Source organism: Arthrobacter sp. JSM 101049 (assembly GCF_041679245.1).
Classification (GTDB): Bacteria; Actinomycetota; Actinomycetes; order Actinomycetales; family Micrococcaceae; genus Arthrobacter_H.
In genome coordinates this window covers 459,953-474,393 of record NZ_JBGFFC010000003.1, presented here as the reverse complement: position 1 = coordinate 474,393, position 14,441 = coordinate 459,953, and the positions used below count along the sequence as shown (strand labels likewise).

At 71.0% G+C, this 14,441-nt stretch carries 12 protein-coding genes, 1 pseudogene and 1 riboswitch; of the genes and pseudogenes, 5 read left to right on the top strand and 8 right to left on the bottom strand.

Annotated elements, in window-relative coordinates; translation table 11 throughout:
* Positions 1-17: 17 nt before the first annotated feature.
* Entirely contained in the window at positions 18-1,592 is a 1,575-nt protein-coding gene (locus tag AB8M85_RS11645; protein WP_372698981.1) for an FAD-dependent monooxygenase, read from the bottom strand.
* A 31-nt stretch (positions 1,593-1,623) separates the two neighbouring features.
* Positions 1,624-3,273, bottom strand: coding sequence for an MFS transporter (locus AB8M85_RS11640; protein ID WP_372698980.1), 1,650 nt, complete (start codon positions 3,271-3,273; stop codon positions 1,624-1,626).
* Between the two features lie 57 nt (positions 3,274-3,330).
* On the opposite strand from AB8M85_RS11640, the gene AB8M85_RS11635 reads away from it, so the two are divergent.
* Positions 3,331-4,128 (top strand): carbon-nitrogen hydrolase family protein, encoded by a 798-nt coding sequence (locus tag AB8M85_RS11635; RefSeq protein WP_372698979.1) that lies wholly within the window; start codon positions 3,331-3,333, stop codon positions 4,126-4,128.
* On the opposite strand, the gene AB8M85_RS11630 is transcribed toward AB8M85_RS11635, so the two are convergent.
* Complete coding sequence (locus AB8M85_RS11630) at positions 4,118-5,515, bottom strand: MFS transporter (protein WP_372698978.1); 1,398 nt, start codon at positions 5,513-5,515, stop codon at positions 4,118-4,120. The two genes, AB8M85_RS11635 and AB8M85_RS11630, sit on opposite strands and share 11 nt — an antisense overlap.
* 78 nt (positions 5,516-5,593) lie before the next feature.
* Here AB8M85_RS11630 and AB8M85_RS11625 point away from each other — a divergent pair, with 78 nt between their 5' ends.
* Positions 5,594-6,211: an ArsR/SmtB family transcription factor gene (locus tag AB8M85_RS11625; protein WP_372698977.1), complete on the top strand. Its 618-nt coding sequence runs from the start codon at positions 5,594-5,596 to the stop codon at positions 6,209-6,211.
* Positions 6,212-6,412: 201 nt separating this feature from the next.
* Entirely contained in the window at positions 6,413-7,084 is a 672-nt protein-coding gene (locus AB8M85_RS11620) for a hypothetical protein (protein WP_372698976.1), read from the top strand.
* A gap of 102 nt (positions 7,085-7,186) precedes the next feature.
* Here the strand turns inward: AB8M85_RS11620 and AB8M85_RS11615 are convergent, their stop codons facing one another.
* Both AB8M85_RS11615 and AB8M85_RS11610 read right to left on the bottom strand, forming a co-directional pair.
* Complete coding sequence (locus AB8M85_RS11615; protein ID WP_372698975.1) at positions 7,187-7,699, bottom strand: CoA-binding protein; 513 nt, start codon at positions 7,697-7,699, stop codon at positions 7,187-7,189.
* Positions 7,696-9,078: an O-acetylhomoserine aminocarboxypropyltransferase/cysteine synthase family protein gene (locus tag AB8M85_RS11610; protein ID WP_372698974.1), complete on the bottom strand. Its 1,383-nt coding sequence runs from the start codon at positions 9,076-9,078 to the stop codon at positions 7,696-7,698. Before AB8M85_RS11610 ends, AB8M85_RS11615 begins: the two co-directional genes overlap by 4 nt.
* Before the next feature lie 91 nt (positions 9,079-9,169).
* Positions 9,170-9,263: riboswitch (SAM riboswitch) on the bottom strand.
* A gap of 81 nt (positions 9,264-9,344) precedes the next feature.
* Here AB8M85_RS11610 and AB8M85_RS11605 point away from each other — a divergent pair.
* Positions 9,345-9,992 carry a histidine phosphatase family protein gene (locus AB8M85_RS11605; RefSeq protein WP_372698973.1) on the top strand — a complete coding sequence of 216 codons (648 nt, stop codon included), beginning with the start codon at positions 9,345-9,347 and terminating at the stop codon, positions 9,990-9,992.
* On the opposite strand, the gene AB8M85_RS11600 is transcribed toward AB8M85_RS11605, so the two are convergent.
* Positions 9,947-10,936: an ArsR/SmtB family transcription factor gene (locus tag AB8M85_RS11600; RefSeq protein WP_372698972.1), complete on the bottom strand. Its 990-nt coding sequence runs from the start codon at positions 10,934-10,936 to the stop codon at positions 9,947-9,949. The genes AB8M85_RS11605 and AB8M85_RS11600 overlap by 46 nt on opposite strands.
* Positions 10,937-11,028: 92 nt before the next feature.
* On the opposite strand from AB8M85_RS11600, the gene AB8M85_RS11595 reads away from it, so the two are divergent.
* Positions 11,029-11,256: a hypothetical protein gene (locus AB8M85_RS11595; protein WP_372698971.1), complete on the top strand. Its 228-nt coding sequence runs from the start codon at positions 11,029-11,031 to the stop codon at positions 11,254-11,256.
* On the opposite strand, the pseudogene AB8M85_RS11590 reads toward AB8M85_RS11595, so the two are convergent.
* Together AB8M85_RS11590 and acs are read right to left on the bottom strand one after the other, a co-directional pair.
* A pseudogene (locus AB8M85_RS11590) lies at positions 11,151-11,657 on the bottom strand (PIN domain-containing protein); the annotation flags it as partial. The gene AB8M85_RS11595 and the pseudogene AB8M85_RS11590 sit on opposite strands and share 106 nt — an antisense overlap.
* A 416-nt stretch (positions 11,658-12,073) precedes the next feature.
* Entirely contained in the window at positions 12,074-14,086 is a 2,013-nt protein-coding gene (acs, locus tag AB8M85_RS11585; RefSeq protein WP_372698970.1) for an acetate--CoA ligase, read from the bottom strand.
* Positions 14,087-14,441: the final 355 nt, after the last annotated feature.

Genomic DNA, 14,441 nt, shown 5'->3' with positions numbered 1-14,441 from the left:
CGGGCCCGGCGGCATCGTCACGTCGCGGCAGGGGTCCGGCCCGCGTGTTCGAGGACGGCGACGAAACCGTCGGGGCGGACGATCGCGACCGTCCCATCGGGCAGGTGGCGGCGGACCGAGGCCCCGAAGCTGTACAGCGGCAGCCCGTAATGGGCGGCGGTCCGCGCTCCCGCCGCGGCCGCGCGGGGACCGTAGGCATGGACCTGCCAGGTCGCCGAGGCCAGCGGGACGTGGTTGTCCTCGCCCGGATTGGTGGCGCCGATCCAGGGCAGCCGTCTGCCGAGCACCGGATCCCGGCTCCTGCGGCGGGCCAGCCCGCGCAGGCCTTCGGCGCGGCGTCGCGCACTCTCGGTCATCCAGTAGTGGATGCGCAACTGCGACACGTAGCCAAACATCCGCCGCCCCAGCGGGCCCCGCGGCACCACGCGCACCAGCACCGGCCAGGCCAGCGGCATAACCCGCTCGCGGATGAACCGGGCCCGGGGTGCGGACGAGGTGACCGCCGCAAAGAGCCGGTCCGTCGTGGCGACCAGATGCCCGGCCACGGGATGGCGTTCGGCGGCGTAGCGCCGCAGGTAGTCCGCCGGCATGCGCCCGGCCAGGACGTCGGCGAGCTTGCAGGCGATGTTGTGCGCGTCCTGCAACCCGGTATTCATCCCCTGGGCGCCGACCGGCGAGTGCACATGCCCGGCATCCCCGGCCAGGAACACGCGGCCGGCCTGGAAGGCACCGGCCACCCGGTGATGCACCCGGTAGGTGGCGAACCACCCGGAGCTGTCGTAGGTGACCCCGAAGTCGTGCTCCAGGGCGGTACGCGCCCGGGCCTCGTCGACCGTCACCCGGTCGGCGGCCTCGTCCGGTGCCCCCGGGCCCTGGCCGGGGACGTCGCGCAGGATGCCCAGCAGCCGCACGCGGCTCGGCCGCCCGGGGGCCGACATGGGGAAGGTGAGTAGGAAATCATCCCCGGCGAGCCGGACGTTGATGCCCGAGCCCGTGCCCGCGACGCCTTCGGCGTCGACGACGTAGAAGACCTTGGCGTTGGTCTCCCCGCCAAAGCCGATGTCGAGTTGGCCGCGGGTGGGGGAGGAGGCCCCGTCGGCGGCAATGACGTACCGCGCGGAGACGGTCCCGGTGCCCTCCGGCGTCTCGATGGCGACGTGCACGCGCTCCTTGTCCTGGTGGAGCGAGGTCATCCGGGTGTTCCACTGGACAGGGTGGCCGACCTCCGCGAGGCGATCGGCCAGGATCTGCTCGTTGGCATGCTGTTCCAGGATGTGGATTCCCGGATAGGGGGTCAGCCCCTTCCCGATCTGGGCGAGCGGCACCGGACTCCACGACTGGCGGCCGACTCCCGGCCGCAGCTCATGGGCCGGCACGGCCTGGGCCAGCACCTGGTCGACGACCCCGAGCTGGGCATAGATCTCCATGGTCCGGGCCTGCACGCCCAGCGCGCGGGACTCCCGCGTGGGGCCGGGCTTGCCGTCGACGATCACGGCGTCCACGCCGAGGCGCTGCAGCCAGTTCGCCGCCATCAGCCCGGTGGGGCCGGCCCCGATGACGCAGACATCCACCTCGCGCTGGTTGCTCTCCATGCGGTCAGGTTACGCGCCCGTCCCGCTGCCGTCACCTGTGCGCCGTACCCGGCTTTCCCGCGGCCGCGCCGGCGGCCTGGAGGGACCGGGACACGGCGGCCACGCGCAGGGAGGCCACCAACCCCAGGGCCAGGAAGGCCGCCGCGGCGAACACCGCCCACTGCACCCCGGTGGAGAATCCCGTGGCGAGGGCCGCGTGCACGGCGGATCCGGCGTCGTACGCGGAAATGAGGCCGCCGGCGGAGTCGCTGAGCCGTTGGGCCAGGCCGGTGGCGGCGTCCGCGGAGGTGCCGGCCTCGCGCAGGGCGGCGGTGGTGCCTGCGGTGGTTCCGACGGCCAGGACCGTGCCCGCGATCGCGGAGCCTAGGCCGGCGCCGAGCTGCCGTACGGTGCTCTGGGTGGCCGAACCCTGGCCGGAGGCGGCCGGGGGGATGTCGCGCAGGACAGTGCCGGTCAGCTGGGCCGAGGCCAGGCCCAGGCCCAGCCCGTAGACCACCAGCAGCGGGACCAGCAGCCCGATCGGCAGCTGGCTGGTGGTGGCGGCGCCCAGTGCGAGCACGGCGGCGACCTCCAGGGCCAGTCCGAGCACGACGACGCGTTCGGCGCCCAGCCGCGCGGCGAGGTGGCGCGCCGCCGCGCCGGAGCCGAAGGCGCCCAGGGCCATGGCGGCCAGGATGAACCCGGCACCGAGGACCCCGGTGTCGAGCACGTTGACCAGGAACAGGGGCAGTACCAGCAGCAGCCCGAACTCGCCGACCGCCACGGCAGCGGCCGCGGTGTTGCCCCAGGAGAACGTGCCGATGCGGAACAGGCCCAGGTCCAGCAGTGCCGCCCGGCCGGCGGATCCGCGGCGTACCTCCCACCAGATGAAGGCCCCCACCAGGAGCACGGCTGCGACTGCCAGGCCGACGACCGGGGAACTGCCCGCGGGCCAGGTGAAGGCTCCGATCGCCAGGGGTTCCTTCGGGGTCCACCACCCCAGGGTCGGGCCCTCGATCAGGGCGAAGACGAGCAGGCCGAAGCCGGTGGCGCTGAGCAGCAGGCCGGGCAGGTCGAGTCCGGGGAGCGTGGATGCCCCGCTGGTTTCGGGGACGAAGAGCCAGGTGCCGAGCAGCACCAGAGCCCCCAGCGGGAGGTTGACTAGGAAGATCCACCGCCAGTCGACGCTGGAGGTCAGCCAGCCGCCGAGCAGTGGGCCGACGGCCGCCATGCCGGAGATCACCGCACCCCAGATCCCGAAGGCGGCGGCGCGGTCGCGGCCCCGGAAGGTCGCGTTGACGCTGGAGAGGGTGGAGGGGAGCACGGCGGCCCCGCCGACCCCCTGCAGGGCGCGTCCGGCGATCAGGGCGGACGGGGATCCGGCAACCGCGGCGACCAGGGAGCCCGCGACGAAGAGGACGACGCCGATCACGAACAGCTTGCGCCGGCCCAGGCGGTCGCCGAGGCGTCCTGCGGTCAGCAGCAGTGCCGCCAGGACGACGGAGTAGAGGCTGTTGACCCATTGGGCGTCGCCCAGGTCCAGGCCGAGGTCGGAAATAATTGTCGGCAGCGAGACGCCGACGATGGTCCCGTCCAGCACGATCATCGACAGGCCGGCGGCCAGGACGGCCAGGGCGGCCCACTTGTTGGGTGGTGGTTTCTTCACGTTCCAAACGTTACGGAGAGGTAGCCGGTGGGCCATCCACCATTCGGTCGATCGTGGGTACGCTGGAGGGACCCGCAGCGGAAGGCAGAAGCGATGAAGATCAGTGTTGGACAGTTCTCGCCCAGCGGCGTGCTCGCGGAGAACCTGCAGGTGGTTCGCCGGATCGTGGCGCGTGCCAAGGACGCGGGCGCCGAGCTGGTGCTCTTCCCCGAGGAGACGATGTTCACGGTGCGCAAGGTCGAGGGGGACCTGGCCGCCGCGGTCGAGCGCGAGTGGAGCACGTTCGTCCAGCAGGTCTCGCTGCTGGCCGCCGAATTCGGGGTGGCCATCGTTGCCGGCGGCTATGAGCCCAGCGGCGAACCCCAGCCCTACAACACGCTGGTGGTCGTGGACGGAACCGGGCGGATTCTGGGCACGTACCGCAAGATCCACCTCTACGACGCCTTCTCCTACCAGGAGTCCACCCGGATCAAGGCCGGGGACGTCTCCGCCGTGCCGGTCTTCGAGATCGGCGGGCTGAACGTGGGCATCATGACCTGCTACGACATCCGCTTCCCCGAGATGGCGCGTCGGCTGGCCGTCGCCGGCGCCGATGTGGTCCTGGTGGCAGCCGCCTGGTTCAAGGGCGACCACAAGATCGACCACTGGGAGACGCTGCTGAAGGCGCGCGCCGTGGAGAACACCGTTTGGATCGCCGCCGCCGGGACCAGTTCGACGAACACCGTGGGCCATTCGGCGATCCTGGACCCGCTGGGCATCCCGGTGGACTTCCTCGACGACGAGACCGAGGCCCTGGTCACCGTGGACGTGACCCGGCGCCGCGTCGAGGAGGTGCGCCAGTTCCTGCCCGTGCTGGCCAACCGGCGGATCGGAACCGACGTCAACGCCTGAGCGCTGCCTCGCGGGCGTTGGCCGCGGCGTGGTCCTCCCACCGGTCGGAGGCGGGGATGGCCAGGAGCCGGCGGGTGCAGAACGCCAGGACGACGGCGATGCCACAGATCCCCGCGCACAGGGCCAGGACCCCGGTCCACCCCCAGGCCGCGTAGCCGAAACCGGCGACCAGTGGGGCCAACGGGACCGCGCCCATCGCCAACAGGTCCAGCGCGCTGTTCGCCCGGCCCAGCAGATGCGTGGGCACGGCGACCGTGAAATAGCCGAGCAGGGAGGCGTTGATGGCCGGGGCCGCGAACATGCTCGCACCCAGCACGACGCAGATGGCCGGAACCGTGTGGACGAACGGCAGGACCGCCACGGCACCGGAGCACGCGGCCAACCCCACGGCGCCCAGCCAGCCGGTGGGCACCCGCCGGACCAGCGGCGGGGCCAGCACGGCCCCCGCCAGCATGCCCACCCCGACGCAGGCGGTGGCGACGCCGATGGTCGCCGGTGACTCGCCGCGCTGTTGCAGGCCGAACACGACGGAGGTGACGGCGGCGTTCATGCCGAGGTTCACGATCGTGGAGATGGCCATGACCCCGCGCAACTCGGGGCGGTGCAGCAGCCAGGCGAAGCCCTCCCACGCCTCGCGGAGGTAGCCGGCGCGGGTAGTGGAGGTCCCGCCGTCGTGCCCTGCCGGTTTGCCCGCGCCGCCCGGGCCTGTCGCGCCGGCGGCGTCGGCGGCATCGCGGCGGGGGCGCAGATCGGCGCGGACGCGCAGCACCGAGAGGAGCCCGAACACGTTCAGCAGGGCAGTCGCGGCGAACGGCACCGCATGGCCGATGACCAGCAGGACGCCGCCGACCGGGCCACCGGCCAGGCTCACCACGGCGTCGCGGCCTTGGTTGGCGGACATCGCCGAACCGAGGGAGCGCGGTTCCACGACGGCCTTCAACGCTGCGTTCGGGACGCCGTCGAACAGGCCGCTGCGCACGTTCATGAGCAGGTTCAGTGCGGTGAGCAGCCAGAAGCCGAGTAGCCCGGTGTATTGGAAGGCTGCCAGTGCGGTGGCCACCAGGACACCGCTGGCGGTGCCGAGCAGGATGAGCCGGCGGCGGTCGTGCCGGTCGGCCAGGACGCCGCCGGGAAGGGTGGCGACGAGGCGGCCGACCTGGCCGATGGCCGCGACGATGCCGGCCTGGGCCGGGTCGCCGGTGACGTAGAGGGCCAGCAACGGGACGGCGAAGTTGTGCAGGGCCCGGCCGAGACCGGTCGACGTGTCGGTGGACAGCCACCAGCGGTAGTCGCGGTTGCGCCAGAGTGCCGGGGGGCGCTGGGCCTTCGGGGGCGCGGCCGGTGGGGCGGACGCAGGAGCCGCGGGATCGTTCGGGAGGGGGTCCATGCGTCGAGCATAGATCCGCACGATTAATTGCGCAAGATAAATTGCGCAATTTATGCGGCGGGTTTGTAGACTGTTCCCATGGACAACGACCGCCAGCCCCCGCGCGCACCGGACCTCGACGCGAAGGTCATGACCTCGCCGATGCTCAAGGCCATGGCGCATCCGCTGCGCCGCCGGATCGTAGCCGTGCTCGGCGCCCAGGAATACGCCCGTGCCACGGACCTGGCCCGGCAACTCGGGGTCGCGGCGAACACGCTGAGTTTCCACCTGCGCACGCTCGCCGATGCCGGCTTCGTCCAGGAAGCCCCCGAATTCGCACGCGACCGGCGCGACCGGGTATGGAAAGGCGCCGTGCAGTCCTACAAGGTGGGTTCGCCCGAGACCCCGATCGGCCCGGAGGACGAGGCCCCGCTGGCCGCGTACCTGGACCAGTTGACGCTGGACCAGCAGGAGATGGTCGCCAAGGTGACGGCCTGGGCGCCGAACTTCGCCACCGGCCGCGAAGCCGAGGCGAAGGGGGACCTGAGCTTGGGCACGCTCCGGCTCACCCAGCAGGAGGCGGACCGGGTCTTCGCCGAGGTATGCGAGGTTCTGGATCGTGCCCGCGACCTGCACCGCACCCCCGCGGCTTCCGATGAAGCCGACGGGGTCCGTGCCTGGGACTACACCTTCATGGCGGCGCGCGAGGATCTGTAGCGGGTTCTGCCGCGGACCGTGCGGCGGCTCGAGCCGTGGGGGCGTCCATTGACGACCTGCGTGGTCGGGGATAGCGTTCGCTGTCACGGCTGCCGGACCTCGGCGCCGGGATCACGCGTTCCGGAGGTCGCCATGGCGCAGGGAGCAGCCGATTCAACCGCCCCGCCTGCCCCGATTGCCGGGACACCCCGGGAGCCCAGCGTGGGCCAACTGTCCCTGGCCGGGATCCTGTTGCTGGTTGCCGGCGTAGCCGGTGGGCTGGCCGAGATCCCCCGCTGGGCTCCCTGCCTGGACGAGCTGTACGGTCCAGCGTGCGTGGCCGGCCAGGAGCACGAGCTCTACACCTCGGTGCTGCCGGGCCCGGCCTGGATCGGCGAGCCGGTGGCGGCCCTGCTCCAGGGGGTGGCGTTGCTGTGCATCGCCGCAACGATCGCCCTCTGGAGCGTTGGGAGACTCAATACCGTGTGGCGGGCCGTGCTGGTCTGCTCGACGGCAGGCTTCGGGATGTTGACGGTGGCCCCGGCGCTGCTGGGTCACGGGTTGGCCGTCAATACGGCCGCCGAGATTGTCCTGGTCTTCGCCATGCCCCTGGTCTTTCTGCTGGCCTGCCTCTGGGCCGGACCCGGCGGTTCGCGGCCCACGTCCCGCTGGGTCCTGGTGCTGCTGCTGGTGGCGGTTCTCATGTCGCCGCTGCCGCAGGTACTCATCGGCATTGGCATCACGGGCCACCATGACACGCCCCCGGGCTACGGGTTGGTGCAGGCGGTTCCCCTGGCCGCGCTCGGGGCCGTGGCCCTCATCGGGGCGGCAGGCCGGGTGGCGGTCCGATATCTCCGTAGCGTTTTCGGAAGGGGACCGGTTGTCGCCCTCTGAAATGCCCGGGACGCGCCATGGCCCGCCACCCCGTGCAGGGGTGACGGGCCGCCGTCGTGCTGGGAGCGTCGTGCCGTGGAGCGCGGACACCGGCCAGGATAGTTACGCAAGCACCTGCCGCTTGGAGGAGACCACGCCGGTGTTGAACCCGGCCAGGTGCAGGCCGCCGTGGAAGCGCGCGTGCTCGATCTTCACGCAGCGGTCCATGATCGCGTGCATGCCGTACGACTCGGCCAACCCCGCGGCTTCCTCGTTCCAGATGCCCAGCTGCAGCCATACGGTCTTCGCGCCGGCTTGGTGCGCCTCCTCGACGATGCCGGGGGTGTCCTCGGCCTTGCGGAAGACCTCCACCAGGTCAGGAGCCACGGGCAGGTCCGCCAGCGAGGCGTACACCGGGTGGCCGAGGATCTCGGCGCCCTTCGCCGCGAGGATCGGGTTGATGAAGTAGAGGTCGTACCCCGTGGAGCTGTTCAGGTACGTCGCCACGAAGTAGGACGCGCGGGCCGTCTTGTCGGAGGCGCCCACGATCGCGATCGACCGCGTGGAGCGCAGGATGTTCAGCCGCTCGGGGGCCGAGGGTCCGACCCAGCTGCGCTGCATGGTATCGGTGCTCATTTGCCCGCTCCGATCTGCTCGCCGGCGCCTGCCGGGACTGCGCAGGCGGCCCCATCCCCGGTCGCGGTAGCGGCTGCCTCCGTGCTGCTTGGTGCCTGCTGGGAGGCAGTCAGCGCCTGGTCCAGGTCCCAGATGATGTCCTCCACGTCCTCGAGCCCCACCGAGAGGCGGATCAGGTCCTCCGGCACGCCGGCTGCGGTGAGCTGGTCGGCGCTGAGCTGCTGGTGGGTGGTCGATCCCGGGTGCAGGACCAGGGTGCGGGCGTCGCCGATGTTGGCCAGATGGCTGGCCAGCTGCAGCGCCTCGATGAACCGACCACCGGCCTCCCGGCCGCCGGCGACGCCGAAGCTGAACACGGAGCCGACGCCGCCGGGCAGCAGGTCCCTGGCCCGATCGTGCTGCGGGTGGGAGGGCAGGCCGGCGAAGTTCACGTAGGTCACGCGCGGGTCGGCCTCGAGCCATTCGGCGACGCGGTACGCATTGGCCAGGTGGGCGTCCATGCGCTGGGGCAGCGTCTCGACGCCCTGCAGCAGCTGGAAGGCCGACTGGGCGGGCAGCGAGGGGCCGATGTCGCGCAGCTGTTCGGAGCGCAGCTTCGTCAGGAACCCGTATTCGCCGAAGTTCCCCCACCAGGACACGTTGCCGTAGGAGGGGACCGGCTCGGTCATGGTCGGGAACTTCCCGTTGCCCCAGTTGAACCGGCCGGATTCGACGACGACGCCGCCGAGCGTGGTGCCGTGTCCGCCGAGGAACTTGGTGGCCGAATGGATGACGATGTCCGCCCCGTGCTCGATCGGGCGCAGGATGTACGGCGGGGTCAGCGTGGAGTCGACGATCAGCGGGATGCCGGCCTCGCGGGCGACGGCGGCCAGACCCTTGAGGTCGGCGATGTCCCCGGAGGGGTTGGCCACGACCTCGGTGTACAGCGCCTTGGTCTCCGGGCGCAGCGCGGCGGCGAAGTCGGCGGCCTCGTTGCTGTCCACGAACGTGGTGTCCACACCGAAGCGGCGCAGCGTCACGTCCAGCTGGGTGATGGTGCCACCGTAGAGCTTCGAGGAGGCCACGATGTGGTCGCCGGCCTGGGTCAGCGCGGCGAACGTGATGAACTCCGCGGACATGCCCGAGGCGGTGGCCACGGCCCCGATTCCGCCCTCCAGCGAGGCGATCCGCTCCTCGAACGCGGCGACCGTGGGGTTGCCGATCCGGGAGTAGATGTTGCCGTACTTCTGCAGGGCGAACAGGTTGGCGGCATCGTCGGTGTCCTTGAACACGAACGAGGTCGACTGGTAGATCGGCACCGCGCGGGCGCCGTGCTCGGCATCGGGGGTGCCCCCGGCGTGCAGGGCGCGGGTGCGGAATCCGAACTGGTGATCCGACATCTCGGCGTTGGCTCCTTCGAGGTTGGTTTCCGGCTGGTGCCGATCCCGCCCATGGTGCGGTCCCGCGGAACCGTGCAGCGGTTCGTGCTGCGCTCCATCGGTCCTGGCGGTAGCACCGCGCCGGTGGATTCCGGTGGTTGCTGCGGCGTCGACAAGCCAGGTCTCTCGGCCGCTCGGGATGGTTCCTTCCATGGTGGCAAACCCGTGCCGCCCGGCCAAGAATGTTTCGCCGCGTGGCGTCCTCAGGGGCCGGTAGGGTGGGACCCATGGGAGCACGCATTGCACTGGTACGCCACGGGGAAACCGCGTGGAACGCCCAGAGGCGCCTTCAGGGCCAGACCGACATCGAGTTGAACGACGCCGGACGTGCCCAGGCCCGGGCCGCGGCCGGGGAGCTGGAACGCCTGGGGCACGACGGCGGTGCCTGGGACCTACTGGTCTCCTCGCCCCTGGGGCGGGCCGCCGAGACCGCGGCCATCATCGGCGGGCAGCTTGGACTCGAGGCGATAGCCCCCGTGCAGGACCTGCAGGAACGCCACTACGGCGAAGGGGAGGGCCGGGTCGTGGAGGGAATGGACCGGGCCGAGGTGGCGCGGCTGCTGGCCACCGCCGAACCGGAGGACAAGGTCACCGCCCGGGCGTTGGAGGCCCTGCGCGGGATCATTGCCGCGAACCCGGAAAGCAACATCGTCGTCGTCGCCCACGGGACCCTGATCCGCCTGGTCGTCGGCTCGCTGCTGGACCTGCGCCACCCGCACGTGGAGAACGGTCAGGTCGTGGAGATCGACGCCGACTTGCTCGAGGTGCCCGAACCCGGGGACGTGGCCGGGACCCCCGACGTGCAGGACCTCACCGGGGCGCCGTCCGGTCAGCGGGCCGCCAGCAGGCTTTCGCCGACGTCCGCGCGCCGGTAGAACACCTCGCGCCCGGTCCGCAGCGAGGCGGCCAGCCCACCCGCGGACATCACCTTCAAATGCGTGCTGACCGTCGCCGGGGCGAGGTCCAGCGCACAGGCGAGCTGCGTCGTCGTCATGGGCACGTCCAACTGGGCCAGGATCTGTGCCCGGGTGCGCCCCAGCAGCTTGGCCAGCGGGTCGTCGGGGCAGGACGTGGCGGTTTCCCAGAGGCGGCCGACGCCGCGCGGGGCATAGGTCAGCGTGGGGACGAACGGGGCGACGTTCAGCACCAGCGTCTCCGGCCAGATGAACGCATTCGGGACCAGGATCAGCCCCGAACCGGGCTCGGGAGGCTCGTCCGCATCGCAATCCCGGATGATGTCCAAGCCGGTCGCCGTCGGAACCACGCTGGGGTGCAGTGACTTCAGGACCTCGTGGACCCCGTGCTGGGAGATCTGGGCCAACCGCCAGTCGATGTCCTCGAGCTGCAGGGACCGCAGTCGCGGCCACCAGGGCCGGATGGCCAGGTCCCAGTACCAGGACAGGGCCGAGACGATCATCGGGATGCCCGCGTCGAGATCGCCCAGGAGCAGGTCCGCGGTCTGCACGACGCGCGGCACCGGGTCGAAACGCCGCAGGTACTCCAGGTTGTCCCGCCACATCCCCGGATCCACGGCGGCGACGTCGGCCAGCGAGTCCTCGAAGGAGCCGTGCCGGCTGGGCGTGGGGGTCAGGGCGTCGGCCATGTACCCATGCGGACGCACCACGGTGGCGAGGATGTCGAGGTGCCGAGTTTTGTGCGGTTCCTCCGAGGCGGCCAGCGCGGTACGTGTTGCCTCGATCCACGGCCGGTGGATCGCCGGTCGGCGCTGCAGCGCCCGGATGCTGGCCACCGTTTCCCACAGCGGGGACGACTCGAACCGGATCCGGGTGAGGTCCTCGGACGTCAGGGTGATGTGCATGGAATCAGCGTAGAAGCGACCACCACCGATGGCGAGGATTCGGTGTGGGCCGAATCGTGGCGGGTTTGCCGCGACGTGCGGACGCTTGATGCATGACTACGAACCACGCCTTCACGATCACCACCGACACGACCACCGCCACCAGGTCCGCCACCGGTCGCCGACGGTCCCGGACGAACCGGATCGGAGCCCTGTTGGGCGCCATCGGCCGGTACTACCGGGTCAACTGGCAGCGAGCCGCGGCGCAGGAGTACGAGTACCTCCGGCTACGCGAGGACGCGCTGCGCAAATACTCCGCTGCGTCCGGCGGGCGGATGTGACCGGTTGCCGCGGTCGGGGGAGGCAAGCGGCCATTGCCGGCTCGGTCGGGCGAAGACAATCCGTTGAACATCGGGAAGTGCTTCACGTTCCGCGTCAGGAGCCGCGCTTCAAGTGCGAGGGCAGTGGCTGCGATGGCGAGGTCTGCCGAGTCGATGCCGCGGTTCCCGGGGAGCCATTGCCGCCCGAGGTCCCCGGCGATCTCGGCTATCCCCTCATCGAGCGGATGCCACTGGAAGGCTCCGAACAGCGTCCGCGTGGCGTCCCCCTGCGGAGGCCGCATGTCCGCCAGCACTTCCAGCCGCGCCACTTCGCTCGCATGCAGCCGCCCAGCCAAGCGTGCTCTGCGCAGTGCCTCGACCGCTTCGGGCACGCCGCGGAGTACATCGATGAGGACCGAGGTGTCGACGACGACAGTCCTCGAGTGGGGCCATCGGCGAGCCGGCTGCCGGACCGCAGGCCCTCGACGAAGGCCGCCCCCTCGAGGCGGCGTTCATCCCAGGAACCACAGGCGGCGTCAATCGCCTGGAGGTCGAATTCGGCATCCCGAATGAGCGCCGAGATGGATCGCCCCGTCCGCGCGGCCTCGGCGTCCAGGTTCCGTCGCTCCCCGGCCGTCAAGAAAATCTGCGTGCGTTGCATGACGTGGTCATACATCACCCCCGTGTGGATGTCAGCTGTGGTGAAGCCTCGTGCAACGCGCCCTGGGGCCGCCTGCAGGGCTCTTGCCGGGGCGACGGCCGGAACTGGTTCCCCCTGATCGCGAGGCCCGGCGGGTGTGGAGGTTCCCACACCCATCAAACGGCACAGAAGGAACCATCAGGCCGGCGTGCAGATCCGCTGCAGTTCCGGGATGCAGGGTTCGTTCTGCAGGCTGGTCGTATCGCCCAGCTCCGAGCCCTCGAACAGCTGGGTCAGCAGCCGGCGCATGATCTTCCCCGAACGGGTCTTGGGCACATCCGGGGCGAAAACGACGTCGCGCGGCTTGGCGATCGGGCCGATCTGCGCGGCCACGTGGGCGCGCAGTTCCACTGCAGCGGCCAGCTGTTCGGGCGACGACCCGGCGGCGGTGCCGGCGCCGATGAGCGAACGGTCGTGCGGGACGACGAAGGCGGTGGCTGCCTGCCCGGTCTTCGCATCGGTGGTGGGGCAGACGCCTGCCTCGACGACCGACGGGTGGGAGACGAGCGCGGACTCGATCTCGATCGTGGAGAGCAGGTGGCCCGAGACGTTCAGCGCGTCATCGGTGCGGCCCAGGATCCAGGTGTCCCCGTCGTCGTCGTACTTGGCGCCGTCGCCGGCGAGGAACCAGCCCCGGGCCGCGTACTTCTCCCAGTAGCTGGTGAAGTAGCGTTCGGGGTTGCCCCACACGGTGCGGGCCATCGCCGGGCCGGTGGAAGTGAGCACGATGTTGCCCTGCACGTTGGCCGGGACCCGGGCACCGTCGTCGTCCACGATGTCGGTGGCGAGGCCGGGCAGCGTGCGCGTGCCGCAGCCGGGCTTGAAGGCCGTGTCGGTCTGGCGGGGGGAGAGGACCGTGGCGCCGGTTTCGGATTGCCACCAGGTGTCGACCATCGGGATGCCGGCGTCCGGGTCGCCGGGGACCAGGGAGTCGCGGCCAACCTGGGTGCGCAGCCAGCGCCAGGCCTCGGGGTTCACGGCCTCGCCGACGGTGCCGGCCAGGCGGATCGAGGCGAGGTCGTAGTCGGTCGGGATGCCGTCGGGGAACCAACCCATGAGCGAGCGCACCAGCGTCGGCGCCGTGTAGTAGCTGGTCACGCCGTAGCGCTCGATGATCTCGAAGTGCCGTCCCGGATGCGGGGCGTTGGGCACGCCCTCGTAGATGACCTGGGTGGCGCCGTTGGAGAGCGGGCCGTAGATCTCGTAGGTGTGCGCGGTGACCCAGGCCAGGTCGGCGGTGCACCAGTGGACGTCGTCGCCGCGGCGGGCCGGATCGGGGTGGGAGAAGAGGAACTCATGGCTCCAGGAGGCCTGGGTGAGGTAGCCGCCGGTGGTGTGGACCAGTCCCTTGGGCTTCCCGGTCGTCCCGGAGGTGTACATGATGAACAGCGGGGTCTCGGCGTCGAACGCCTCGGCGGCGTGGGTGCGAGGCTGGGTCTCGACCACGTCGTGCCACCAGAGGTCGCGGCCTTCGGTCCAGGCGATGTCGGAGCCGGTGCGACGGATGACCAGCACGTGCTCGATGGCGTTGTCCCCGGCGACGGCGGCGTCGGCGTTGTCCTTCACCGGGACGGCGGTGCCGCGGCGGTACTGCCCGTCGGTGGTGACCAGCAGTTTGGCGCCGGTGTCCTCGACCCGGAAGCGCAGCGCCTCGGCGGAGAACCCGCCGAACACCAGCGAGTGCACGGCGCCGATGCGGGCGCAGGCCAGGGTGATGACGATCGTCTCGACGAGCACCGGCAGGTAGATGACCACCCGGTCGCCGGCGCCGATGCCCAGGGCGGTCAGGGCGTTGGCGGCCTGGGAGACCAGGGCGGTCAGCTCGGCGTAGGTGACCGTGCGGCGGTCCCCGGGTTCGCCCTCGAAGTGCAGGGCCACTTTCTCGCCGCGGCCTGCGGCGACGTGGCGGTCCGCGCAGTTCACGGCGGCATTCAGCGTCCCGCCCTCGAACCAGCGCAGCTCCGGGCCGCGGCGGGCCGCGGCGTCGACGCCCGTGGAGGAGTGGACGGTGTGCCAGGGGTCGGCCCACTCCAGCCGCGCGGCGGCAGCGGCCCAGAAGTCCAGCCGGTCGGACTCGGTGGCGAAGACCACGTCGGGATCCCAGGCGGCCGGATCGATGCCAGGGGTCGTCGGTGCCGGGGCAGTGCTCATGAAATCAGCTCCATCGGTCCTGGCGGAAGCACCTTCGCGGGGCGTCGGCGGGATGTGCCTGCCGCCCTCCGGCGTGGTTGCTGCGGCGTTGCTGAGCCAGGTCTCTCGGCCGCTCGGGATGGTTACCCTCCCACTGAAGACCACAATCGCCGTCGGGGGCAACTTGGAAGACGCGTTGCGAAATATTTCATGCGCCGCCCAGCGAGGGTGGCCTGGCTGAAGAATTACGGCGAAAAACCCCGAAAACACCGCTATCGTTCGACGCCACGCCCTGGTGCGGATGGCCCGTGCGACGGTTTCGCAGGGGGCGGGTGCCAGGTCATGACTGGCGCGGAAGGGTGGGGATGTGGCCCAA

Coding starts and splice junctions, on each gene's coding strand:
- AB8M85_RS11615 (WP_372698975.1), bottom strand. CDS start 7,699: ATGAGCACCGATACCATGCAGCGCAGCTGGGTCGGACCCTCGGCCCCC.
- AB8M85_RS11645 (WP_372698981.1), bottom strand. CDS start 1,592: ATGGAGAGCAACCAGCGCGAGGTGGATGTCTGCGTCATCGGGGCCGGC.
- AB8M85_RS11635 (WP_372698979.1), top strand. CDS start 3,331: ATGAAGATCAGTGTTGGACAGTTCTCGCCCAGCGGCGTGCTCGCGGAG.
- AB8M85_RS11605 (WP_372698973.1), top strand. CDS start 9,345: ATGGGAGCACGCATTGCACTGGTACGCCACGGGGAAACCGCGTGGAAC.
- AB8M85_RS11600 (WP_372698972.1), bottom strand. CDS start 10,936: ATGCACATCACCCTGACGTCCGAGGACCTCACCCGGATCCGGTTCGAG.
- AB8M85_RS11595 (WP_372698971.1), top strand. CDS start 11,029: ATGACTACGAACCACGCCTTCACGATCACCACCGACACGACCACCGCC.
- AB8M85_RS11610 (WP_372698974.1), bottom strand. CDS start 9,078: ATGTCGGATCACCAGTTCGGATTCCGCACCCGCGCCCTGCACGCCGGG.
- acs (WP_372698970.1), bottom strand. CDS start 14,086: ATGAGCACTGCCCCGGCACCGACGACCCCTGGCATCGATCCGGCCGCC.
- AB8M85_RS11630 (WP_372698978.1), bottom strand. CDS start 5,515: ATGGACCCCCTCCCGAACGATCCCGCGGCTCCTGCGTCCGCCCCACCG.
- AB8M85_RS11640 (WP_372698980.1), bottom strand. CDS start 3,273: ATGGCCCACCGGCTACCTCTCCGTAACGTTTGGAACGTGAAGAAACCA.
- AB8M85_RS11625 (WP_372698977.1), top strand. CDS start 5,594: ATGGACAACGACCGCCAGCCCCCGCGCGCACCGGACCTCGACGCGAAG.